This is a genomic window from Lysobacterales bacterium (genome assembly GCA_014946745.1).
Taxonomy (GTDB): Bacteria; Pseudomonadota; Gammaproteobacteria; order Xanthomonadales; family Xanthomonadaceae; genus Aquimonas.
In genome coordinates this window covers 1897039-1918554 of the sequence record JADCRD010000001.1, presented here as the reverse complement: position 1 = coordinate 1918554, position 21516 = coordinate 1897039, and the positions used below count along the sequence as shown (strand labels likewise).

Below are 21516 nucleotides of genomic sequence, written 5' to 3'. Positions count from 1 at the left end.
CGCGCCCTGACGCCTTGACGCCGCCACGTCCACGCGTCCACGCAAGTCCATGGACTTCGCATTTAAGCCTCACACACGCGCCCGCGTTGTCCCGCAATGGGAATGTCCATGGACGTGCCTGGACGCATGGACGCCAACACCGGAAAGAGCGCAGGGGCGGTCGAGGGCGTCGGGTCCTCCCGCAACCTTCGGGGATGCGGGTAGCGAGGCCGCATTCGCCCTGTAGTCAGCGGTAAAGAGAATTGGTGAATTGAGGGAATCGGTAATGAAATCAGCGGGATATGACCTGCAAGCCACGTCGCCGCAGCCCGGTCTGAGCCTCGCGCCGCCCGACACTCTGCCCGCGCTGGCCTCGGGCCAAGAGTTCGCCCGCCTGCTGAACGTGTCGCAGCCCCTGGTGAGCCGCTGGCGGTCCGAGGGCCGGCTCTGCACCGACGCGCGCGGAAACATCGACGTCCCCGGCTCACTGGTGAAGCTGTCGAACACGCTGGACCCAGGCCGAGGCGGCCGAAAGGGCACCCAGCGCAACGGCGGCACGCTGGATCGAATCGCCGACTTGATCCGGCGCTATGCCGGCGCTGCTGGCAGCCAGCCCGCCGCCGACGAGCGCGAAGCCCTGCGCGCCCGCGTCGCGGAGCTTGAAGACGCCCTGAGCCGCGTCCGCAACACCTGGACCGACGAGCAAGCCGCCTCGCTGGCGCACTTCCTGGACCTGCTGGCCGCCGACTTGCCCCGTCTGGCGGCACTGGACCGTGAGACGGCCGAGGTCGAGCTCGACGCGCTGGCGGGCGTCGCCTTCTACGGGAGTGCGGATTGAACCGCGCCCGCGCGCTGGGCTGCATCGCGGCGGGCGTGCCCGACCCTGAGGCCGCCGCGTGGGCCTGCGAACGCATCCGCGCTTGGCTGCTGCACGCGGGCGCCGACCCAGCCGGCCCGCAGGCCGCGCATGTCTACCTTGGTCTGCGCTCCGCAGCGGACGGCCGCAGGCAGGGCCGGGATTACTGGCTGCGCGAGGCCGCGCAGCGATTGCCCGAGTCCGGCACCTGGACACAAGCGCGGGAGCTGCTGCGCCTGCTAGGCCATGCCCGGCGCTACCGCGAACGTCGCCGCGCACAGCCGGGCGCTGCAGCGCCCTCGCCAGTCATCGAAGCCTTGGCGCTGGCCCTGGACTGTTGCGGCGGAACGATGCCGGGCACCGCGCAGGCGCTGCACAACGTGCTGCGCGGCTGGTCTGACACCGACGAGGCCGACGCGGCCTGACCCAAGCGAAACCCCGTCGCAACTTGGGTGCGAGGCCCGGAGACTGGCAACACCCGCAACGGGAGCCAGCAGTGAGCCGACCGCCGAAAAAGCACAACTCAAAGCGCCGGCTGCGCCCTGGTCAAAGTCGCCTGGACCCTGAGCAGGCAATCACAGACGGCGCGCGCGACGCGCTCAAACCCATGAAGCCCACCGACCTGCGCACCGCCCTTCGGCCTGCACGCGGCTGGCTTTGGTCCTGGAGACAATGACATGCAGCAGAACCGAATCGGCATGACCCGGCAGCTTGAGCAGCTGCACACGCGAGCGATCCAGCAGACCCGCTTGGCTTCGGCCGGCGTGACCATCGATAACTACGTTCACCGATTGCTGGCGGACGTGGCAGACATCCACTTGGACGCCGCCAAGCAGCGCAGCGCCGACGCAGTGGGCGAAGTGTCGCGACGCATCACCGAGGCCACCGGCAAACCGCCGCGCGGCTTCTGGCTGCCGATGGAGCGCGCCTTGAACATCACCACGCCCGGACAGGGCAAGGAACTCATCACCGGCAAGCATGACGGCCAGCTGATCGAGGCCCTGCGACCCTTCAGCGGCACCCTGCAGGCTGGCGCGCAGCTGATCGCAGGGCTGCAGGGCATGGAAAAGCTGGTCATGCCACGCGCCAGCCAAGGCGCGGGCGTCGCCTGGATCGGCGAGTTTGAGAATCCGCCCGAGGCCGATCCTTCCGTGGATCAGGTCATCATCGAGCCCCGCACCGTGACGGCGCAGGTCAAGGTGTCGCGCCGCATGACCAAGCTTTCCAGCCTGTCGAACCGTATCGAGGCCGTTATCACGGACGAACTGATGACGGCGATCTGGGCAGAAGTCGATCGGGTCGCACTGTCGGGAACGGGCATCGGCAACGAGCCGGCCGGCATCCTCGCAAGCGCCGGCATCCTGGACATTGGCGCCGGAACGAACGGCGCGGCTCCTTCGCTCGATCTGCTGTGCGACATGGAGGAAGCCTTGGGCCTTGCGAGCGGGCGCACGCCGAACGCCCTTTTCACCACGCCGCAGGCCCGCCGAAGGATGCGGAAGACCGCGCGCAGCGCCACGCAGACTTCGCCGCTGTGGGATGACGCAAATCGTGTCCTGGGCTACGCCGCGAACGCCACCACGCACCTGCCGAGCAGCGGCGAGAAGGGCACCGGCACCGGGCTTTCCTCGGCCGTCCTGGGCGACTTCTCCCAGCTGTTGGTGGGGCTCTGGGGACCGGCCGCACTCGACGTGCTGGTACTGCCGCCGAAGACCGACGGCAGCGTGGATATTCACGTCTATGCGGATATCGGCATCGGCCTGCGCCATGCCAAAGCCTTCGCGGTCTGCCGTGACCTGGTGACGGCCGACTAAGCGAAGACCCGCGGGCTTTCATGATTGGCCCGCCCGGACAAGCTGCGGAGTGTCCGGACCCGAAAAACCCGCAGCAGCACGCGCGCAAAGGGTTCGAGCGTGAGCGTGAAACGGGCGCCTTCAGACAGCGCCTCGAAGCCCCGGAGCCTCACCCACTACCGGGCAGGAAGGCCCGCCCCTCGGAAGGGGGCGGGCCTTAGCCTTTTCAGCCCCTGTTCCGCGACGCGTGGCACCCTTGGCCAACCATCTGACACCGGAGCCAGCCATGCGCCGCGCCTTGCTGTTGTTCGCCCTGCTACTGGCCCCACTGGCGACCCTCGCCAGCCCTTCCCATTCGGAGCGCTGCGGCCAGTCAGTTATCACCGTGGGCGCGCCCGTGACGAAGCTGCGGGCCTGCGGCACCCCCTGGCGTATCGTCACCCTGGTAAACGAGCACGGCGCAGCCGTCGCCGAACGTTGGGAGTTCGAGCGCGATACCGGTCTGGCGCTGTTCACGGTGCGCGGTGGGCGCGTGGTGCGGATCGAGCGAGTTTAGCGGGGAGGCTAGTCGCTTCAGCCTGCAAACAGCATAGTCAGGGCGGAGGCCACAGCAGCCGCGACCGCGGACCAAGCCGCAATGCGTGATGAATTGGCGGAACGTTCACTCGCCGCCGCAGAGCGCTCTGCCGCCGTCAGCGCTCGCTGCTGGGCCGCGTCCTTGCGCTTTGCGAGTTCTTCACGGATGCGGTCCTTGCCGACTGGTCCATGCTGAGATCGTTCCTTCACGAGCTCGGCTTCCAGTTCCCATGTCTCCATCTCTGACACATCGCTCATTCTGTTGGCTCGGTCGGTCATCCTCACCATCACTCTAACGCGCAGCACCGCCGTCGAGGCCACACGTCGGTGGCAACCTGGGGTCGTTTTGCAGAACAGGTGCAGAACAGCAAAAAAGGCCCCGCAGTGCGAGGCCTTTCAGCTTTCCAAGTCGTTGAAAACCTTGGCTATTTGGTGGGCGGTGCAGGGATCGAACCTGCGACCCTTGCCGTGTGAAGGCAATGCTCTACCGCTGAGCTAACCGCCCGAAGCCGCGCATTGTGCACATCGACGCCGGTGAGATCAAGCCTCGGCGTGCGAGTGCTTGCCGCCGAAGCGGCGCATGGCTGGGATCAGCGCCAGCGTCGCGACCGAGGCCGCCGCGGCGAAGGCGAGGGCGCCACCGCCGGCTTTCCACAGCGCACCTGCGATCAGAGCGCCCAGTACGCCGCCCAAGCCCGAGCCCAGGCTGTACATCAGACTCTGCGCGCCGAGTCGATCCGACTCGGGGAACAGCTCGACGACGCGCTGCATGCAGGCGACATGAAACGCACCGAATCCGATCGCATGCGCGACCTGCACCAGCAGCATCAGGGTGAGCGACTGCGGAAGCAGCGCGATGCTGAGCCAGCGCAGGGCGGTGACGGCGAGCGCGATCTGCAGGGTCCGCTGCGCGCTCACCCGTCGCAGCAGGCTGCCGGCATACATGAAGAGCACGATCTCGGCGACGACACCCAAGCCCCACAGCTGGCCGACCACGTCGGTGCTGTGGCCATGGCGCTCCAGCTGCAGAGTGAAGAACAGGTAATAGCTGCCAAAGCTGATCTGGGTGAGCATCACGATGGCGATGAAGGCCCGCACGCCCGGGCGCCGAAGCAGTTCCCACAGCCCTGCCTGGCTGGGCGGCGGATCGGTGTCCAGGCGTTTCTGAGCGGGCAGGGCGTGGGTGATCAGGGCGGTGGCAACAATGCCGGCCCCCATCACCCAGGGCAGGTCGGGCGCATCACCGTGCTGCAGCAGCCAGCCGTAGCCGACGGCCAGCAGAATGAAGCCCAGCGAACCCCAGAGACGCACGCGTCCGTAGTCGTGTTTGCGTGGACCCAGACCGGCAAGCGTGAAGGCTTCGAGCTGCGGCAGGATCGCGTTGTAGCAGAGGCTGAAGGCGACCATCGACAGCGCCAACAGCCACAGGTGCTGAGCCCCGAAGAAGCCCAGATAGAAGACCGCCGAGGCCCAAAGCCCGCCGAGCAGCCAGGCCTTGGGGTGCGTTGACCCGCGGGCGTAGTGGGCGAACAGCGGCGGGCCGAAGATGCGTGTGCCGTACCACAGGGCGAACAGGCTGCTGATGGCCAGCGCGCCGTGTCCGAGGCCTTCCATCCAACGCGCGAAGTAGGGCGTGAAGACACCGATGGCGGCGTGGTAGGCGAAGTAGACGGCGGACAGGCGCCAATAGGGCAGGTTGGGCATGTCGCATTATCGGCCCTTCTACCTGCGCATGCCGCGTGCCGCCCGCGGTGAGCTCGCTCGTGGCTGGTGCGCAGACGCTCGGCGCCCGCCGGTATAGCACCTGGTGTGGTTCCGATCACATCCGCGCGGGACACCCGTGGACGCTGCGGAAGCTGCGGGCCCAAGCGCGGTACGTCGGCTTCGGCTTCCCCTCATCTTCCCGTGATCTTCCTTGGCGGCCCTCGGGTGCGCTCCTAGGGTCGACGGCGCTGCGATTCCGCAGCCCTCGCTCCTGCCCACGGCAGGCAGCCGGGACTGATGCCCCTCATGGAGACCTGCCATGCCTTACGCTCGCCCCCACCGATCTGCACCCGCCCGCGCCTTTGTGACGGCGGGTCTGCTCGCCTTGCTCATTCTGCCGCCCGCGTTTGCCCAGACCGACCCCGAGGCCGGTGACCAGGGCCAGCGCATCATCTCGGCCGATCTGATGGATGCCATCGAGGGCTGGTCCGATCCGCTGGATACGCTGGAAGCTGCGGCGCTTGAGCGGCATCCGGAGGTGATCCAGCGCTACGCCCAGCTTCTGGCCCGGCATTACCGTAATGGCTTGGCGGCACACCTCGCGGCGCAGTACCCCACCGCCTTCGCCGAGATCAGCCGCGAGCTGCCCGCCGATCGCATGGACGACGCCGAACTGGTCGCCTGGCTGATGTCGGCGCGTGAAGCCGACTGGCAGGCGCTGCAGGCCGAGGCCGGGCTTGCCGCGGCCAGACTGCGCTTCGCTGAGGTGGCCGCACGCGAGTTCCCGCAGGTCATGGCCGCCGTCGAGGCCGGCGGCGTCAGTCCTGCGGGACGCGGTGAAGCCTTGCTTGATCACGTCGCCGCGCTCGGCGATGACGCGCTTGCGATGGAAGCGCGTCGTCTGGTGGGGTCTTGGGAGGTGCGGCCCAAGGGCGTGTGCATCTGCACCACCGTGCTGACCTTTCCGCACCAGCCCTCGCCCTGGCAGACCGAGATCAACGAGAACCACAACAGCTCCTGGGGCGCGGTGCCGAAGAAGCGGCGCGAACTGCACTATTCGGTGAACGCGCGCGGCGCCTCCAAGGACATCAACTTCTACCGCCGCAGCCGCCACAACGTGTGGGAGGTCGACCGCATCAAGGGCACCAACTTCAGCCACATGCGCGTACGCATGCTGTGCACGAAGAACGGTGAGCCGGGCGGCATGGAGTGCGGCACCGGCACCTGTCGCGGTGATCTCGATGTGCGCATCGCCTACGGCAGCCGGGTGGGGCAGCAGGTGAACTATGGCGGTCCGTGGTCGAAGGAGGCGCGCGCGGTGTCTTCGGATTGGGCGCAGCTCAAGTACGATCCGCCGGGCGCACCGCCGATGACCACGCTGTTTTCGAAGGGCGTGGCCGTCTCGGGCTTCACCTCCAGCAATTGGAGCTCCCAGGCGATCATCCAGGTGCTGACCACGGCGGCCCAGGTCGGGCTGGTGGTGGCAACCGACGGCTCGGCCGCCGGCACCTTGCTTGAAGGTGATCTGGTCAACGACACCATCACCGCGCTGTTCGGTCTGGTGAAGCGCGAAGGCAGCCCCAGCAGCCACCACCAGGACATGCATGCCGCCTTCGACACCGCCAACGCCGCGCCCATCGCGCTGTTGCCGAACCAGACCCATCTGTTCGAGCTGGACACGCTGGCCAAGGTCTATGGCCGAGGCTATGGCGGCGACAGTCACAGCTGGGCCAACGTCGACAGCTCCGCCTATCTCACCGCGGTGACCCGCAACTACCAGTGCTCCTTCGGCACCCAGGCACCGACTCCGCGGGCCTACTGGTTCTGGTCGACGGCCGGCGCGCCGTACAGCAGCACCACGCTGCAGAACCTGGTCGGCAGCTACGTGCAGACCGAACTGGGCGTGTGGCCGAGCAATGTCTCGCAGCAGGTCGGTCAGTTCCCGTAATCGACGCTGCAGCACCGGATGCGAACAGCAGCGGCGGCCTTCGGGTCGCCGCTGCTGCGTTGGGCGCTAGACCCGGACTCTGCCTCCGGCGCGCTTGGTGACGGAGTGAAGCTTCTGTTAGCATCCGCGCCGCCCCACGGTGACCGCGCAGCGCTCGACGCAGCGTCCGCGGTTTAAACGGGAAGCCAGTGCGCGGTGAACTTGCCGCAAGTCTGGAGCTGCCCCCGCAACGGTAGGCGAGCCGGTGTGCGCATCACGCGCGCCCCCGGTTCGGGCGAACGCCACTGTGCCTCGTGCATGGGAAGGTGCCTGGATCGAACGCGGAACCTGAGCACAGGTTCCGCCTTGGCTCGCGAGCCCGGAGACCGGCCATGGGGATCATTCCCGGCGCGCGGAGGGCGCAGCCTTGGGGTGTGCGTCCGCGCTCATGCCGGGCGCCTGCCTGCAGGTCTCCTTCGTTTCCGCGTGTCGGGTGCCCAAGCACCCATCGTCCGCGCGGGTCGGCGCGGACAGGAGACATCGATGCACCCTCTTCCCCTGCGTCCCGCCCTGCTGGCGGCCGCACTCGCTTCCGCCTTTCCCGCGTTCGCACAGCCTGCCGCCAAGGCGCTGGATCGCATCGTGGTCACCGGCAGCCGCACGCCGCAGACCCAGGATGCCGCGCTGGCATCCATCACCGTCTTCGATCGCGCCGACATCGAGCGGCTGCAGGCGCCGAGCCTGCTGGATCTGCTGCGCGGCGTGCCCGGGCTTGCGCTCAGCAACAACGGCGGCGCCGGCAAGGCCAGCGGCGTGTTCCTCCGTGGCACCGAGGCGCGGCATGTGCTGCTGCTGATCGACGGCGTGCGCGTGGGCTCCGCGACCACCGGCACGCCGGCCTTCCAGGATCTTCCGCTGGAGCAGATCGAACGCATCGAGATCGTGCGCGGCCCGTTCTCCAGCCTCTATGGCTCCGACGCGCTGGGCGGCGTGATCCAGATCTTCACCCGTGAGGCGCAGGGCGAGTTGCGGGCCAGTGGCTACGTCGCCGGCGGAACCCACGGCACGGCGCGCGGCAGCGCGGGGCTCGATGCGCGAAGCGAGCGCGGCTGGTATCGGGTCAATGCCGCGATCGACGAGACCGACGGCTTCAACGCCTGTCGCGGCTCGAACAGCGGCGGCTGCTTCACCACTGAGCCCGACGCCGACGGCAACACCAATCGCAGCCTGCAGCTGGCCGGCGGCTGGCGTTTCTCGCCGGCTGCCGCTTTGGAGCTGCGCGCGCTGCGCGCCGACTTCGAAACCGAGTTCGACGGCAGCTTCACCAATGAGATGGAGGGCAGTCAGCAGGTCTATGGCGCCAGGCTGGATCTGAACCCCAGCGAGCGCCTGGCGCTGGCCTTCCGGCTCGGGCGCAATGCCGACCTTGCCGACAATTTTCTGGAGGGCCGCTACCGCAGCAGCTTCGATACCGAACGCGACAGTGGCGGTGTACAGGCGGATCTCACGCTGGGCGGCGGTCTGTTGAGCTCCGGCTTCGACTGGCACCGCGACGAAGTGACCAGCACCACCAACTACGTGGTCAAGGCGCGCACCCAGAAAGCGGTGTTCGCGCAGTGGCAGCAGACCGTGGGAGATGCCTCGCTGCAGCTGGCGGGGCGCCGCGATGACGACAGCCAGTTCGGCAACGAGACCACCGGCAGCCTGCTCTGGGGCTGGAGTTTCAGCGACAGCCTGCGGCTCACCGCCAGCGCCGGCACAGCGTTTCGCGCGCCGAGTTTCAACGATCTCTATTTCCCCGGTTTCGGCAACCCGAACCTTGCGCCCGAGACATCCAAGAGCCTGGAACTCGGCCTGCGCGGCAGCCCCGCGTGGGGCGGCTGGGCGGTGTCCCTGTTCCGCACCGACGTCGACCAGCTGATCGCCTTCGACCCGGTCGAATTCGTTCCGGTCAACATCAACCGCGCGCGCATCGACGGCCTGGAGCTGAGCGCCGAGGGCGAGATTGCCGCAACCCAGCTGCGGGCGAGCGCCACGGTGCTGGATGCGCGCAACGTCAGCGCGGGTTCGGCCCAGGGCAAGGAGCTGCCGCGCCGACCGCCGCGTTCAGCGCAGATCGATGCCGACCGCCGCTATGGACGCTTCAGCCTGGGCGCCAGCGTGTTCGCGGCGAGCGCACGCTACGACGATCTGGGCAACTTCACCCGCCTGCCGGGCTACGCGACGCTCGATCTGCGCGTCGCTTGGTCGCTGACTGCCGATTGGAGCCTGCAGCTTTCGGGCAACAACCTGCTCGATCGCCAGTACGAGACCGCGGCCTTCTATAACCAGCCCGGCCGCACCTGGATGCTCGGCCTGCGCTACAGCCCGCGCTGAGGCGCGGCTTGCACCCCGCGCGGCAGCGCCTGCCTGCGCTGCCGCGCGGATTCGACTTCCAACGCGATGCGGAGCCTGCAATGCACTCGAACCTGATCGACCGGACCTGGCCCGTCCTGCCCACCGCGACGGCGCTGGCGCTGTGGATGCTGCTCACCCGCCTGCCCGATGCCAGCCAGTGGCTGCACGTGCGTGACGCCTCGATGGCGGTGTTCTTTCTCGGCGGCCTGCTGCTGCGCAGCCCGCTCGCCTTCACCGGTTTCATCGCGCTGGCACTCGGCATCGACGTGGCGGTGTTCGCGCGCACCGACATGCTGCACGTCTGCCTGAGCCCGGCCTACGGCTTCCTGATTCCGGCCTATGGCCTGCTGTGGTTTGCGGGTCGCTGGCTGGCGGGACGCACGTGTGCCGACGCGCGTGGGCTGGTTCTGACCAGCGCTGCGGGTGGTCTGGCTGCGCTGCTGTCGTTCGCGATCTCGAATGGCTCCTTCTACCTGCTGAGCGGCCTGTTCGGCGAGCTCAGCCTGTTCGGATTCGCCGAGCAGTTCGCGCGCTACGCGCCGGGCTTCGTGCTGACCGGCAGCGCCTGGATCGTGCTTGGCCTCGCCGTGGTCTGGCTGCTGCAGCGTGAGGCACGAGGCCTGGCGGCGCGGGCGTGAGTCCGCGGCAGTGTCCGGCGCTGCTGATCGCAGCGCCAGCGTCCGGCCAGGGCAAGACCAGCTTCACAGCCGCACTGGCGCGCGCACACCGGCGCCAGGGACGCCGCGTGCGCGTGTTCAAGACCGGCCCGGACTTCCTCGATCCGCAGCTGCTCGCTCGCGCCAGCGGCGCGCCGGTGGGCAATCTCGATCTGTGGATGGGGGGCGAGCGCGAGGTGCGCGCGCAGCTGTATGCCGCGGCAGGCGAGGCCGACTTCATCCTGGTGGAAGGCATGATGGGCCTGTTCGACGGCACGCCCTCAGCGGCGGATCTGGCGCAGACGCTCGGGCTGCCGGTGCTCGCCGTGATCGATGCCAATGCGCTGGCCCAGACCTTTGGCGCGATCGCGCTGGGCTTGGCGCGCTATCGCCCGGCTCTCGATTTCGCCGGCGTGGCGGCGGTGCGCGTGGCCAGCGCCTGGCATGCGCGGCTGCTGCGCCAAAGCCTGCCCGCAGAGATCCCGCTCTGCGGCGTGCTGCCCGAATGCGCGGCGGGACGGCTGCCCGAGCGGCATCTGGGCCTGCTGCCGGCCGCCGAAATCGACGACCTCGACGCCCGCATCGATGCGCTGGCCGATGCCCTGTGTGCCGAGGGGCTGCCTGCGCTGCCGGCCCCCGTGCGCTTCGAGCCCGCAGCGGTCGAACCGCTGCCGCCACAGCTGCGCGGGCGGCGCATCGCGGTCGCCGCGGATGCGGCCTTCTGCTTCGCGTACGCCGCCAATCGCGACCTTCTGCGCGCTGCGGGCGCCGAGCTGATCGACTTCTCGCCGCTGGCGGGGGATGCGCTGCCCGACTGCGATGCGGTCTGGCTGCCCGGCGGTTATCCGGAGCTGCATCTCGAAGCCCTGACGATACGCACGGACCTGTGGGCCGCGCTGAACGCGCATGTCGAAGCCGATCGACCGCTGCTGGCCGAATGCGGCGGCCTGCTGGCACTGCTCACGCGTCTGGAAAATGGCGCAGGGCAGGGCGCCACGCTGGCGGGGCTGATTCCCGGCACCGCGCGCCTCGGCAATCGACCGGCCGGGCTTGGGCTGCAGCAGGTCGACCTGCCGGAAGGCCGGCTGCGCGGGCACAGCTTCCACTTTGCCCGCGCCGACATCGGGCTCACGCCGATCGCCCACGCGCTTGATCCCAACGGCGCGCCGACTGCCGAGCCCGTGTACCGGCGGCGGCGTCTGACGGCGAGCTTTGTGCACCTCTATTTTCCATCCAATCCCGGCGCGGCCTGCGCCCTGTTCAAGGAGTGAACATGCCTGGCAACGTGAGGGAAGCCCCCCGCTGCAGCTTGATTCTCGGCGGCGCGCGTTCGGGCAAGAGCGCCTACGCCGAGCGGCTGGCGCTGGAATCGGGGCTGCAGGTCACCTATCTCGCCACGGCAACGGCCGGTGACGGCGAGATGGCAGCGCGCATCGCCCATCACCGCGAACGCCGGCCTGCGCACTGGCGCACGCGCGAGTGCGCTCGCGGCCTGGCGTCGGCGCTGCGCGAAGAAGCGGCACCCGAGCGTTGCCTACTGGTCGACTGTCTGACCCTGTGGGTGTCGAACCTGCTGTTCGAAGAGGGCGAGTTGGGCTGGCAGGCTGAACGCGCCGAACTGTTGGACGTGCTGCCCGCCTTGCCGGGCGAGGTGCTGCTGGTCAGCAACGAGGTCGGCCTCGGCGTGGTGCCGATGGGGGCAATCTCGCGACGATTCGTGGATGAGAGCGGTCGTCTGCATCAGGCGCTGGCCGCGCAGAGCGGGCGCGTCGTGTTCGTCGCCGCGGGCTTGCCGCTGGCGCTGAAGGGGGCGCTGCGATGAGCTGGTGGCATGGCGCCTGCGCGCAGCCCGATCGCACCGCCTCGAATGCAGCGCAGGCGCGTCAGCGCGAGCTGACCAAGCCCGCCGGCGCGCTGGGGCGGCTGGAGTCGACAGCGATCGAACTCGCGGCCCTGCAGGCGCGCGCGCTGCCGCGCGTCGATCGGGTCTGGATCGCGGTCTTCGCTGGCGACCACGGCATCGCCGCCGAGGGCGTATCGGCGTATCCGCAGGTTGTAACCGGCGAGATGCTGCGCAACTTCGCCCGCGGCGGCGCCGCGATCAGCGTGCTGGCACGGGCGCTGGGCGCTGAGCTGGAGGTCGTCGATCTCGGCACGGTGAACGACCCCGGCGAGCTGCCCGGGGTGCGGCGCGTGCGTCTCGCGCCCAGCACGGCGAACTTTCTGGTCGCACCTGCACTCGGCGAAGCCCAGCTGCTGCGCGCCCTGGCCGAAGGTGCGGCCAGCGTGGCGCGCGCCAGGGCTGCAGGTGCCGAGCTGTACCTCGGCGGCGAGATGGGCATCGGCAACAGCAGCTCGGCTGCGGCCTTGGCCTGCGCCCTGCTGCGCGAGTCGCCGGAGAACCTCGCCGGCCGCGGCACCGGACTCGATTCGGCCGGGCTGGAGCGCAAGCGCGCGCTGTTGCGCCGCGCCCTGCTGCGGCATGCGCAGGCGCGCACGCCGGTGGAGATACTCCGCGCATTCGCCGGCTTCGAGCTCGCCGCGCTTTGTGGTGCCTATATCGCCGCGGCACGGGCGGGCCTGCCGGTGCTGGTGGATGGCTTCATCGCGACCGCGGCGGCGCTGTGCGCCGTGCATCTGAATTCGGAAGTGCGGCCCTGGCTGCTGTTCGCGCACTGCTCGGAGGAGCAGGGCCACGCCCGTCTGCTGCAGGCGCTGCATGCGAAGCCTCTGCTCGATCTCGGCCTGCGCTTGGGCGAAGCCAGCGGCGCGGCGGTCGCCGTGCCGCTGCTGCGACTGGCCTGCGAACTCCACGCCGGCATGGCGACCTTCGCCGAAGCCGGCGTCAGCGAGGCGGCGCATGCTTGAGCTGCTGCGCCATGGTGATACCGGCCAGACCGGCTTTCGGGGTCGGCTCGACGACGCCCTGAGCCCGCTGGGCTGGGTGCAGATGGAGGCCGCTGTCGCCGGCCGCTACTGGCAGCGCGTGCTCAGCTCGCCGCTGCAGCGCTGTCGGCGCTTCGCCGAGTCACTGGCGTCCCGGCTCGGGGTGCCTTTCGGCGTCGAGCCTGAGCTGATCGAGTACGACTTCGGCGAGTGGACCGGGCGCACGCCGGCCGAGCTGCATGCGCGCGAGGCGGAGGCGCTGGGGCGCTTCTGGGCCGATCCCGAACGCTACCCGCCCCCCGCGGCCGAAGCCTTGGCCGACTTCGACTCTCGGGTGCTCGCCGTGCTGCAGCGTCTGGCCTCGGAGTTTCCCACCCAGCGCGTGCTGGCGGTGACGCACGGTGGCTTCATGCGCATCGTTCAGTGTCGGCAGCGCGGCTGGCCGCTGACGCGGATCAGCGAGATCGAGGTGCCGCATGCGCGGCTGATGCGGGTTCGAATGGATCACTTGAACGTGGACGCACGGGCCGAGGCATGAGCGGATTCTGGTTCGCGCTGGCGTTTCTCACCCGGCTGCCGACGCCATCGCTCGACTTCGCGGATCGCGCGGCCCAGGCCCGTGCGCTGGTGTTCTACCCCTGGGTGGGCGCGCTCATTGGCGGCCTTCTGGCGGCGGCGCATGTCGCTGCGTCGGCGCTCGGCCTTCCGGATCTGCTGCGCGCGGCGCTGCTGTTGGCGCTCTGGGTCTGGATCAGCGGCGGCCTGCACCTCGATGGCCTCGCCGACTGCGCGGATGCGTGGGCGGGCGGACACGCCGATCGCGAGCGCACCCTGCGCATCCTCAAGGATCCGGCGGCCGGCCCGATGGGCGTGGTGGCGATTGGCCTGGTACTGCTGCTGAAGTTCGCCGCGCTCGCGGCCCTGCCCGCACAGGCCTGGACCTGGCTGTGGCTGCTGCCGGCGCTGGGTCGGGCCGCCGCGGTGCTGCTGTTCCTCAGCACGCCCTACGTGCGACCCGGCGGGCTTGGCGAAGCGCTGAGCCGCGCGCCGGCTGCCGCCACGCGGCTGTCGCTGGCGCTGCTGGGCGCGCTCTGTCTGCTCTCGGGTCTGCTGGGGCTCGTCGTGCTCGCTGTCGGCCTGGCCATTTTTCTGCTCTGGCGCCGCGACTGCCTGCGTCGGCTCGACGGCTTCACCGGCGATGCGGCGGGCTCACTCATCGAGCGGGTCGAAGTCGCCACCCTCGTCGCCGCTGGCCTCTGGCTCGGCCTCGGGCTGTAGTCCGGGGCCGCACTTCACGCGCGTGTGCGAAACGGGCGCAGCCGCACTGCTTGCGCGTTCACGCGCGCGCCGCCATCCTGCCGCGATGACCAACGCACTCGCCCTCGCCGAATCCCGCCTGCTGGCGCCCGCTGGCCTTGAAGCCCAGCAGCTGGAACACGTGTTCGCCCGCCTGATGAGCCCGGGCATCGATTTCGCCGACCTGTATTTCCAGAACAGCCGCCACGAAAGCTGGGTGCTGGAGGACGGCATCGTCAAAGAAGGCTCGCACAGCATCGAGCAGGGCGTGGGCCTGCGCGCCATCAGCGGTGAGAAAACCGGCTTCGCCTACTCGGACGAGATCCGCCTGCCTTCGCTGCTGGAGGCCGCGGGCGCGGCCCGCGCGATCGCCCGCGCGGGGCACGAGGGCACGGCGCGTCCGCTCACCCAGCATCACGGCCGCAGCCTGTACGCGCCGGTCGACCCGATTGACAGCTTGGACAGCGAGTCCAAGGTGCGCCTGCTGCGCGAGGTCGATGCCTTCGTGCGCAGTGCCGACGCGCGCGTGCGCCAGGTGATCGTGAGCCTGGTCGGCGTGGTCGACACCGTGCTGGTGGCCCGCTCGGACGGCATCCTCGCCGGTGACGTGCGCCCCCTCGTGCGCTGCAATGTGCAGGTGATCGTCGAGCACAACGGCCGCCGCGAGCAGGGCTATGCCGGCGGCGGCGGTCGGGTCAGCTACCCCGAATTGCTGCAGAGCGGCCGCGCGCTGGACTTCGCGCGCGAAGCCCTGCGGCAGGCGCTGGTCAACCTCGAAGCGGTCGATGCGCCGGCCGGCAGCATGCCGGTGGTGCTCGGCCCCGGCTGGCCGGGCGTGCTGCTGCACGAGGCCGTGGGTCATGGCCTGGAAGGCGATTTCAATCGCAAGGGCACCAGCACCTACGCCGGCCGCATGGGCGAGCAGGTGGCATCGAGCCTTTGCACCATCGTCGATGACGGCACGCTCGACGGCCGCCGCGGCTCGCTCAATGTCGACGACGAGGGCTGCGCGACCCAGTGCACCACCCTGATTGAGAACGGCCGTCTGGTCGGCTACATGCAGGACAGCCTGAATGCGCGCCTGATGGGCGTGGCGCCCACCGGCAACGGCCGCCGCGAGAGCTTCGCCCACCTGCCGATGCCGCGCATGACCAATACCTACATGCGCGCGGGCGAAAGCGACCCGGAGGAGATCATCCGCTCGGTCAAGCGCGGCCTGTACGCGCCGAACTTCGGCGGCGGCCAGGTCGACATCACCTCGGGCAAGTTCGTGTTCTCGGCCAGCGAGGCCTATCTGATCGAGGACGGCCGCATCACCGCGCCAGTCAAGGGCGCCACGCTGATCGGCAACGGCCCGGAAACCATGAACCGGGTCAGCATGGTCGGCAATGATCTGAAGCTCGACGCGGGCGTCGGCATCTGCGGCAAGGACGGGCAAAGCGTTCCCGTGGGTGTGGGCCAGCCGACGCTGAAGATCGACTCGATGACCGTCGGCGGCACCCGCGCCGGCTGAAGCCCATCGCGATACGTGCCGGCGGCGCATTGCGTACAGTGGCGAGTCCCCCTCGCCACGCGCCCGGCGCCGACCCCGCATGAGCACTGAGATGAGTACCGATGACCCGGCTTGCGGCAGCGAGCGCGGCGCGCTGGATGGCTTCCAGTCGGTGGCCGAACGCAATACGGCCGATGTGATCCTGCGCACCGCGCAGCAGCACCACGTGCAGCTGTCGACCATGGCCGACATGAAGGCCAACATCCTGCTGACGGTGTCCTCGATCGTGCTGACGCTGAGCGTGTCGCGGCTCAACGACCCGGAGCTGCGCGTGGCCATGGCCGTGCTGGCCGGCTTCACCCTGTTCGCGCTGTTCCTCGCGGTGCTGGCGGTGCTGCCCAAGTACCGGCCGATCCGCCTGAAGGACCCCGAAGCGCCGCTGCCGCCGGGCTTCAACCTGCTGTTCTTCGGCCACTTCGCCGAGCTTTCGCGCGAGCGCTTCGAGCGCGAGATCGCCAACCACATGCAGGGCCAGGGCAACATCTACCGGACCATGGCGCGCGACCTGTACGGGCTGGGCTTCTACCTGTCGCGCTTCAAGTACCGCTACCTGCGTCTGTCCTACCTGTTCTTTCTGAGTGGCTTCGTGCTGTCGAGCCTGATTCAGGGCGTGCAGCTGCTGCGCCCCTGAGGGCGCGCATCAGCCGCGCTGCGGCAGGGATGTCTCGCGGTAGGCGCAGACCAGGCAGGCATGCAGCATCGGGCCGCCCAGCGCCGCGATCAGCAGGCTTGCGAGCTGGCCGAGCAAGGATGCCGCGTCTGCGCCCAGCACGGTCGCCAGCGTGAGTGGCAGCGCCATCGCGGCGGCTGCGGCGACGCTGTAGATCGTCAGCGGGATCGACAGGAACACCAGCAGCCGCCACCACTGGCCGGCGGCGATCTCGCGGCTGCGCTGCAGGCCGCGCAGTGGGGCCATTCCGTCAATCGCCGCGGCATAGGGCAGAAAGACCAGCCGCACGGCCACCCAGCTGATCGGCAGCACCACCAGCGCGCTGCCTGCCATGCTCAGCGCCAGCATCGGCAGCAGGTCCAAGCCCTGCAGGCCCAGCCAGGCATTGAAGCCCAGCAGCGGCAGCAGCGGCAGGCCGCACAGCAGCAGGTACAGCGTCGTCGACAGCAGCAGCACAGGCAGCCGGAGCGTGGACCGCAGCAGCGCCTCCGCGAATCCAGGCGGCTGTTCGTGCAGGCGTCGATCGAGCAGCAGGCACTGCGTACCCGCCAGCCATAGAGTGATCAACGCGCTGAAGCCCAACCACAGCCAGGTCTGCGGCTGCAGCAGAGGATCGATGACGGCGAGGCTTACCGCCTCCGGGTTCGCCTGCAGTTCGGCCAGGGTGGGCAAGGTGATCAGGCGGCGCAGCGAGGGCAGGGCGCCAACGAGCGCCAGCGGGGCCGTCCAGGGCAGGGTCTGCCACCACAGGCTGAAGCTGCGGTCGAGCAGGCGCGACAGGGTGTCGATGCGGGGCGCGGTCATGCGCGGATGATGCCGCAGCTCTGCGACACTGCGGGCATGAACATCGAGGATTCCAGTGCGCCTCAAGGCGCAGTTGAAGTGCGTACTCTGCTTCGGGAGGCGCGTCTGCGCCTGCAGGGTGAGGACGCCGCGCGCGAGGCCGAGCTGCTGCTCATGTACGCGCTGGGCGTGACGCGCGCCTGGCTGTTCGCGCACGCCGACGAGGCGGTGGCCGAAGGCGAGGCGCAGCGCTTCCGTGCGCTGGTGCAGCAGCGCGTAGAGGGTCAACCGGTGGCCTATCTGTTGGGCGAGCGCGAGTTCTTCGGCCTGCGCCTCAAGGTGAGCCCGGCGACGCTGATCCCGCGGCCGGAGACCGAGCTGCTGGTGGAACTCGCCCTGCAGCATCTGCCGCGTCGCGCCGGCCTGCGCGTGCTGGATCTGGGCACCGGCAGCGGAGCGATTGCGCTGGCGCTGGCGCATGCGCGGCCCGAGCTTGAGGTCTGCGCCAGCGATGCCAGCGCGGCGGCGCTGGCGGTGGCGCGAGCGAACGCCGAGTCGCTCGGCCTTGCACGCCTGCGATTCCAGCTCGGCAGCTGGTGGACGCCGTGGGCTGCGCAGCGCTTTGACCTGGTGCTGAGCAATCCGCCCTATATCGAGGACGCGGATCCGCACCTCGGCGCCGGCGACCTGCGTTTTGAACCGCGCAGCGCGCTGGCTTCGGGCGCGGACGGCTTCGACGACATCCGCGCCATCGTGTCCGCCGCCAGCGCGCACCTTCAGCCCGGCGGCTGGCTGCTGTTCGAGCATGGCCATGCGCAGGGCGAGGGCTCTCGCCAGCTGCTGCAGTTGGCGGGCTTCAGCGAGGTGGGCACCTGGCAGGACCTTGAGGCGCGCGATCGCGTCAGCGGCGGCCGCTGGCTGCAGACGTGAGTGGCGGTTCGCCTTCACCCGGGGCGCACAATTGAAAGCTTGAAATTGAATTGTGTGCAATCTATTGTGCGGCCTCCCACCAACGCAGGAGAGTCCGCATGACCCCGATGTACACCGCACGCGCCACCGCTGTCGGCGGCCGCGAAGGCCGCGTCACCTCGGACGACGGCTTCATCGACCAGCAGCTGCAGCTGCCGACCGGCCTCGGCGGCAAAGGCGGCGCCACCAACCCCGAGCAGCTCTTCGCCGCCGGCTACGCGGCCTGTTTCGAGGGCGCCCTGCGCCTGGTCGCGCGCACCCGCGGTATCGCGATCAGCAGCGCAAAAATTGAGGCCGAAGTCGATATCGGCAAGGACGAAACCAGCTTTGGTCTGGCCGTGCGTCTGCACGCCCATGTCGGCGGTGTCGATGCCGCGACCGCGCAGGCACTGGCCGACGGTGCGCACGAGGTCTGCCCCTACTCCAAGGCCACCCGCGGCAACATCCCGGTGACCGTGCGCGGCAGCGCGGCCTGAGACACCGCTGCACCCGGCCGAGGGCAGCGTCTGCCCTCGGCCAAGCGAGCGGACGTCTCGCTCACCCGCGGCGCTTCATGCTTTGCCGCCCCTGGACCCGATGGAACCGAATGAGCTCCCCCACCTCCCCCTGTTCGCCCCCTTCAAGCTCGGCGCCATTGAGCTTGCCAACCGCTTCGTCATGGCCCCGCTGACCCGCAATCGCGCGGGCGCCGGCCGCACGCCCACCGAGCTCACCGTCGAGTACTACCGCCAGCGCGCCAGCGCCGGCCTGATCATCACCGAGGCCAGCCAGATCTCGCCGATGGGGCAGGGCTATCTGGATACGCCGGGCATCTATTCGCCCGAACAGATCGCCGGCTGGAAGCGCGTCAGCGACGCGGTGCACGCGGAGGGTGGACGCATCTTCATCCAGCTCTGGCACGTGGGCCGCATCTCGCACAGCTCGCTGCTGCCGAACGGCGCGGCGCCAGTCGCGCCGTCCGCGCTCGCTGCGAAGAGCAAGACCTTCACCACTGAAGGTTTTCTGGATGTATCGACGCCGCGCGCGATGAGCCTGGAAGACATCGAGGCCACCGTCGCCGACTACGCCCAGGCTGCGCGCAACGCCATCGCCGCCGGCTTCGACGGCGTCGAAGTGCACGCCGCCAACGGCTATCTGATCGACCAGTTCCTGCGCAAGTCCAGCAACCGGCGCGAGGACGCCTACGGCGGCAGCATCGAGAACCGCACGCGCTTTCTTGCCGAGGTGATGGACGCCGTGGTCGCCGCCATCGGTGCCGAGCGCGTCGGCGTGCGTTTCTCGCCGGTGTCGCCCTTCAACGACGTCAGCGACCCTCAGCCGCAGGCGCTGTTCGAGCGCGCGATCGAGCGCATCGGCGCGCATGCGCTCGCCTATGTGCATGTGATCGAAGGCGCCACCGGCGGCGATCGCGAGATCGACCCGCGGTTCGACTTCGCGGCCCTGCGCGCGAAGTTCAAGGGGCCGTGGATGGTCAACAACGGCTATGACTTGGCGCTGGCCGACGCACGTCTCGCCAGCGGTGCCGCCGACCTGTTCTGCTTTGGCCGCCCCTTCATCAGCAACCCGGATCTGGTGCGGCGCCTGCGCGAGGGTCGCGAGCTGAACGCGCTGGATGGCGCCACCCTGTACGGCGGTGGAGCCCAAGGCTATACCGACTACCCCTTCCTGCCCGACTGATCCGAGCGCCATGCCCGCCGCCAAGTCCAAGCGTCCAGCCCAGACCTGTGCGGCGGGCACGCCCGATCCGCTGCATCTCGACCAGCAGCTGTGCTTCGCGCTGTATGCGGCCAGCAATCGCATCCAGCGCCTGTACCGCCCGCTGCTGGAGCCGCTCGGCCTGACCTATCCGCAGTATCTGGTGATGCTGGTGCTGTGGCAGTACGGCCGGCGCAGCGTCAGCGAACTGGGCGAGGCCCTGCATCTCGACTCCGGCACGCTGACGCCGCTGTTGAAACGCCTTGAAGCTGCCGGCCTGGTGCAGCGACAGCGCTGCAGCGAGGACGAGCGTCGCGTGTACGTCGAGCCCACCGCCGAAGGGCGCGGCTTGCGCATGCGTGCTGTGGGCTTGCCAGAGCGGATGGGCTGCGCCACGCGCCTGGAGCCCGCTGCGCTGCTGCAGCTGCGCGACGAGGTCCGGAACCTGCTGGCTTCGCTCGCGACGCTCTGAAGCCTGTCGTCCACGCGGCTGCTCGCAACGATCGCGGGCCGTCGAACCTCTTGCTTCACTTCCGATTCACTTTCGCATCACGACACTTCGCCGGCGACTGCGGGCCCCTCTGGTCATGTGCAATGCATGGCGATGTCGGAGTCGTTTACCGATGCTCAGGCCCGCCGTCTGGATCCTCCAAGCCTCTCGCGAGGCCGGGCATCGAACTTGCGATTGCCTTCGGAGTGACTCATGGAACTGTTGACCGGCCTCTGGCTCGGCATGCCCGTTTGGGTATGGCTGGCCTTTCTCGGCGCTGTCCTGGCCATCCTCGTTTTCGACCTCGGCGTCCTGCACAAGGAAGCGCATGAGATCGACGTCAAGGAAAGCCTGTGGATGTCGGCGCTTTACATCGGTCTGGGCCTGCTGTGGGCCGTGGCCGTGTGGTTCATCTACTACGAATACGGCAGCGAGAAAGCGATCGACCCACAGATCGCGAATCTGCCGACGAACGAGGCCAAAGCCTGGGAAGCGGTCAAGCTCTACCTGACCGGCTATCTGGTCGAGAAGGCGCTGGCGATGGACAACGTCTTCGTCATCTCGATGATCTTCACCTACTTCGCGGTGCCGCGGATCTACCAGCACCGCGTGCTGTTCTGGGGCATCCTCGGCGTCATCGTGCTGCGCGCGATCATGATCGGCCTGGGCGCCGCCCTGGTGATGAACTTCTCGTGGATCCTCTACGTGTTCGCGGTGATCCTGATCGCGACCGGCGTCAAGATGCTGATGTCGATCGACGATGAGCCCGATATCGCCAACAACCGCATCCTGGGCTTTCTCAAGAAGCGCATGCGCCTCACCCAGGAGCTGCACGGCGAGCGCTTCTTCGTGAAGCAGGCCGGGCCGGGCGGCAAGCTGCTGTGGTTCGCCACGCCGCTGTTCCTGTGTCTGGTGCTGGTCGAAATCGCCGACGTGGTGTTCGCGATCGACTCGGTGCCGGCGATCTTCGCGATCACGCCCGACCCCTTCATCGTCTACACCTCGAACATCTTCGCGATCCTCGGCCTGCGCGCCCTGTACTTCGCGCTGGCGGCGATGGTGCATCGCTTCCACTACCTGAAGTACGCGCTGGCCTTTGTGCTGATCTTCATCGGCTCGAAGATCTTCCTCGGCGACTGGCTGTTCGGCGGTAAGGTGCCGGCTGAAATCAGCCTTGGCGTGACCTTCGGCCTGCTGTTCGGCGGGGTGGTGTACTCGCTCTGGAAGTCGCGGGATCAGGCCACGCCGACCTGACTCGACGGATGCACGAAGGCCCGCGGTTCGCCG

Annotated in this window: 22 protein-coding genes, 1 tRNA gene and 1 riboswitch; of the genes, 19 read left to right on the top strand and 4 right to left on the bottom strand. The window is 68.9% G+C overall.

Annotated features, from left to right (window positions below; translation table 11 throughout):
• Window positions 1-265: 265 nt before the first annotated feature.
• The 4 genes from H4O13_07380 to H4O13_07365 all read left to right on the top strand — a co-directional run bounded on the left by H4O13_07380 (window position 266) and on the right by H4O13_07365 (window position 3184).
• Window positions 266-817 carry a hypothetical protein gene (locus tag H4O13_07380; protein MBE5315208.1) on the top strand — a complete coding sequence of 184 codons (552 nt, stop codon included), beginning with the start codon at window positions 266-268 and terminating at the stop codon, window positions 815-817.
• Window positions 814-1260, top strand: coding sequence for a hypothetical protein (locus H4O13_07375; GenBank protein MBE5315207.1), 447 nt, complete (start codon window positions 814-816; stop codon window positions 1258-1260). Before H4O13_07380 ends, H4O13_07375 begins: the two co-directional genes overlap by 4 nt.
• Window positions 1261-1512: 252 nt before the next feature.
• On the top strand, window positions 1513-2649 hold the full coding sequence (locus H4O13_07370) for a phage major capsid protein (protein ID MBE5315206.1): 1137 nt from the start codon (window positions 1513-1515) through the stop codon (window positions 2647-2649).
• 265 nt (window positions 2650-2914) lie between these two features.
• Entirely contained in the window at window positions 2915-3184 is a 270-nt protein-coding gene (locus H4O13_07365; GenBank protein MBE5315205.1) for a hypothetical protein, read from the top strand.
• Window positions 3185-3201: 17 nt separating this feature from the next.
• Here H4O13_07365 and H4O13_07360 read toward each other — a convergent pair whose 3' ends face one another.
• The 3 genes from H4O13_07360 to H4O13_07350 form a co-directional block, all read right to left on the bottom strand.
• Window positions 3202-3462: a hypothetical protein gene (locus tag H4O13_07360; GenBank protein MBE5315204.1), complete on the bottom strand. Its 261-nt coding sequence runs from the start codon at window positions 3460-3462 to the stop codon at window positions 3202-3204.
• 172 nt (window positions 3463-3634) lie between these two features.
• A tRNA-Val gene (locus tag H4O13_07355) sits at window positions 3635-3709 on the bottom strand.
• A 35-nt stretch (window positions 3710-3744) separates the two neighbouring features.
• Entirely contained in the window at window positions 3745-4908 is a 1164-nt protein-coding gene (locus tag H4O13_07350) for an MFS transporter (GenBank protein ID MBE5315203.1), read from the bottom strand.
• A gap of 319 nt (window positions 4909-5227) precedes the next feature.
• Here H4O13_07350 and H4O13_07345 point away from each other — a divergent pair, with 319 nt between their 5' ends.
• From H4O13_07345 to H4O13_07300, 10 genes are all read left to right on the top strand, one after another.
• Window positions 5228-6856 carry a hypothetical protein gene (locus H4O13_07345; GenBank protein ID MBE5315202.1) on the top strand — a complete coding sequence of 543 codons (1629 nt, stop codon included), beginning with the start codon at window positions 5228-5230 and terminating at the stop codon, window positions 6854-6856.
• 120 nt (window positions 6857-6976) lie between these two features.
• Window positions 6977-7245: riboswitch (cobalamin riboswitch) on the top strand.
• A gap of 133 nt (window positions 7246-7378) precedes the next feature.
• Window positions 7379-9211 (top strand): TonB-dependent vitamin B12 receptor, encoded by a 1833-nt coding sequence (gene btuB, locus H4O13_07340; GenBank protein MBE5315201.1) that lies wholly within the window; start codon window positions 7379-7381, stop codon window positions 9209-9211.
• 80 nt (window positions 9212-9291) lie between these two features.
• Window positions 9292-9870: a hypothetical protein gene (locus H4O13_07335; GenBank protein ID MBE5315200.1), complete on the top strand. Its 579-nt coding sequence runs from the start codon at window positions 9292-9294 to the stop codon at window positions 9868-9870.
• Between the two features lie 26 nt (window positions 9871-9896).
• Window positions 9897-11159: a cobyrinate a,c-diamide synthase gene (locus tag H4O13_07330; protein MBE5315199.1), complete on the top strand. Its 1263-nt coding sequence runs from the start codon at window positions 9897-9899 to the stop codon at window positions 11157-11159.
• Between the two features lie 2 nt (window positions 11160-11161).
• The gene (cobU, locus tag H4O13_07325) at window positions 11162-11710 is read left to right on the top strand and encodes a bifunctional adenosylcobinamide kinase/adenosylcobinamide-phosphate guanylyltransferase (protein MBE5315198.1); all 549 of its coding nucleotides are present in this window, start codon (window positions 11162-11164) and stop codon (window positions 11708-11710) included.
• Window positions 11707-12756, top strand: coding sequence for a nicotinate-nucleotide--dimethylbenzimidazole phosphoribosyltransferase (cobT, locus tag H4O13_07320; protein MBE5315197.1), 1050 nt, complete (start codon window positions 11707-11709; stop codon window positions 12754-12756). The genes cobU and cobT overlap by 4 nt, the downstream gene beginning before the upstream one ends.
• On the top strand, window positions 12749-13312 hold the full coding sequence (locus H4O13_07315) for a histidine phosphatase family protein (GenBank protein ID MBE5315196.1): 564 nt from the start codon (window positions 12749-12751) through the stop codon (window positions 13310-13312). The genes cobT and H4O13_07315 overlap by 8 nt, the downstream gene beginning before the upstream one ends.
• Window positions 13309-14052: an adenosylcobinamide-GDP ribazoletransferase gene (locus H4O13_07310; GenBank protein ID MBE5315195.1), complete on the top strand. Its 744-nt coding sequence runs from the start codon at window positions 13309-13311 to the stop codon at window positions 14050-14052. Before H4O13_07315 ends, H4O13_07310 begins: the two co-directional genes overlap by 4 nt.
• Before the next feature lie 85 nt (window positions 14053-14137).
• On the top strand, window positions 14138-15583 hold the full coding sequence (gene tldD / locus H4O13_07305; protein MBE5315194.1) for a metalloprotease TldD: 1446 nt from the start codon (window positions 14138-14140) through the stop codon (window positions 15581-15583).
• A gap of 79 nt (window positions 15584-15662) precedes the next feature.
• Window positions 15663-16253 carry a hypothetical protein gene (locus tag H4O13_07300; GenBank protein MBE5315193.1) on the top strand — a complete coding sequence of 197 codons (591 nt, stop codon included), beginning with the start codon at window positions 15663-15665 and terminating at the stop codon, window positions 16251-16253.
• Window positions 16254-16262: 9 nt separating this feature from the next.
• On the opposite strand, the gene H4O13_07295 is transcribed toward H4O13_07300, so the two are convergent.
• Window positions 16263-17096 carry a hypothetical protein gene (locus H4O13_07295; protein MBE5315192.1) on the bottom strand — a complete coding sequence of 278 codons (834 nt, stop codon included), beginning with the start codon at window positions 17094-17096 and terminating at the stop codon, window positions 16263-16265.
• 36 nt (window positions 17097-17132) lie between these two features.
• Between H4O13_07295 and prmC the strand changes: the two genes are divergently transcribed.
• The 5 genes from prmC (at window position 17133) to H4O13_07270 (ending at window position 21483) form a co-directional block, all read left to right on the top strand.
• On the top strand, window positions 17133-18005 hold the full coding sequence (gene prmC / locus H4O13_07290; GenBank protein ID MBE5315191.1) for a peptide chain release factor N(5)-glutamine methyltransferase: 873 nt from the start codon (window positions 17133-17135) through the stop codon (window positions 18003-18005).
• Window positions 18006-18103: 98 nt separating this feature from the next.
• Window positions 18104-18520: an organic hydroperoxide resistance protein gene (locus H4O13_07285; GenBank protein ID MBE5315190.1), complete on the top strand. Its 417-nt coding sequence runs from the start codon at window positions 18104-18106 to the stop codon at window positions 18518-18520.
• A 100-nt stretch (window positions 18521-18620) separates the two neighbouring features.
• Window positions 18621-19721, top strand: coding sequence for an alkene reductase (locus tag H4O13_07280; protein MBE5315189.1), 1101 nt, complete (start codon window positions 18621-18623; stop codon window positions 19719-19721).
• A 10-nt stretch (window positions 19722-19731) separates the two neighbouring features.
• Window positions 19732-20211: a MarR family transcriptional regulator gene (locus H4O13_07275; protein MBE5315188.1), complete on the top strand. Its 480-nt coding sequence runs from the start codon at window positions 19732-19734 to the stop codon at window positions 20209-20211.
• A 231-nt stretch (window positions 20212-20442) separates the two neighbouring features.
• Window positions 20443-21483: a TerC family protein gene (locus H4O13_07270; GenBank protein MBE5315187.1), complete on the top strand. Its 1041-nt coding sequence runs from the start codon at window positions 20443-20445 to the stop codon at window positions 21481-21483.
• The last annotated feature ends 33 nt before the right edge of the window (window positions 21484-21516 follow it).

Excerpts from the sequence above, each read along its gene's own strand:
- H4O13_07365 (MBE5315205.1), top strand. The coding sequence starts at position 2,915 with ATGCGCCGCGCCTTGCTGTTGTTCGCCCTGCTACTGGCCCCACTGGCG.
- H4O13_07350 (MBE5315203.1), bottom strand. The coding sequence starts at position 4,908 with ATGCCCAACCTGCCCTATTGGCGCCTGTCCGCCGTCTACTTCGCCTAC.
- H4O13_07310 (MBE5315195.1), top strand. The coding sequence starts at position 13,309 with ATGAGCGGATTCTGGTTCGCGCTGGCGTTTCTCACCCGGCTGCCGACG.
- H4O13_07280 (MBE5315189.1), top strand. The coding sequence starts at position 18,621 with ATGGAACCGAATGAGCTCCCCCACCTCCCCCTGTTCGCCCCCTTCAAG.
- H4O13_07275 (MBE5315188.1), top strand. The coding sequence starts at position 19,732 with ATGCCCGCCGCCAAGTCCAAGCGTCCAGCCCAGACCTGTGCGGCGGGC.
- tldD (MBE5315194.1), top strand. The coding sequence starts at position 14,138 with ATGACCAACGCACTCGCCCTCGCCGAATCCCGCCTGCTGGCGCCCGCT.
- H4O13_07335 (MBE5315200.1), top strand. The coding sequence starts at position 9,292 with ATGCACTCGAACCTGATCGACCGGACCTGGCCCGTCCTGCCCACCGCG.
- H4O13_07300 (MBE5315193.1), top strand. The coding sequence starts at position 15,663 with ATGAGCACTGAGATGAGTACCGATGACCCGGCTTGCGGCAGCGAGCGC.
- cobT (MBE5315197.1), top strand. The coding sequence starts at position 11,707 with ATGAGCTGGTGGCATGGCGCCTGCGCGCAGCCCGATCGCACCGCCTCG.
- H4O13_07315 (MBE5315196.1), top strand. The coding sequence starts at position 12,749 with ATGCTTGAGCTGCTGCGCCATGGTGATACCGGCCAGACCGGCTTTCGG.
- H4O13_07360 (MBE5315204.1), bottom strand. The coding sequence starts at position 3,462 with ATGAGCGATGTGTCAGAGATGGAGACATGGGAACTGGAAGCCGAGCTC.
- cobU (MBE5315198.1), top strand. The coding sequence starts at position 11,162 with ATGCCTGGCAACGTGAGGGAAGCCCCCCGCTGCAGCTTGATTCTCGGC.
- H4O13_07345 (MBE5315202.1), top strand. The coding sequence starts at position 5,228 with ATGCCTTACGCTCGCCCCCACCGATCTGCACCCGCCCGCGCCTTTGTG.
- prmC (MBE5315191.1), top strand. The coding sequence starts at position 17,133 with ATGAACATCGAGGATTCCAGTGCGCCTCAAGGCGCAGTTGAAGTGCGT.
- H4O13_07285 (MBE5315190.1), top strand. The coding sequence starts at position 18,104 with ATGACCCCGATGTACACCGCACGCGCCACCGCTGTCGGCGGCCGCGAA.
- H4O13_07370 (MBE5315206.1), top strand. The coding sequence starts at position 1,513 with ATGCAGCAGAACCGAATCGGCATGACCCGGCAGCTTGAGCAGCTGCAC.
- H4O13_07295 (MBE5315192.1), bottom strand. The coding sequence starts at position 17,096 with ATGACCGCGCCCCGCATCGACACCCTGTCGCGCCTGCTCGACCGCAGC.
- btuB (MBE5315201.1), top strand. The coding sequence starts at position 7,379 with ATGCACCCTCTTCCCCTGCGTCCCGCCCTGCTGGCGGCCGCACTCGCT.
- H4O13_07380 (MBE5315208.1), top strand. The coding sequence starts at position 266 with ATGAAATCAGCGGGATATGACCTGCAAGCCACGTCGCCGCAGCCCGGT.
- H4O13_07270 (MBE5315187.1), top strand. The coding sequence starts at position 20,443 with ATGGAACTGTTGACCGGCCTCTGGCTCGGCATGCCCGTTTGGGTATGG.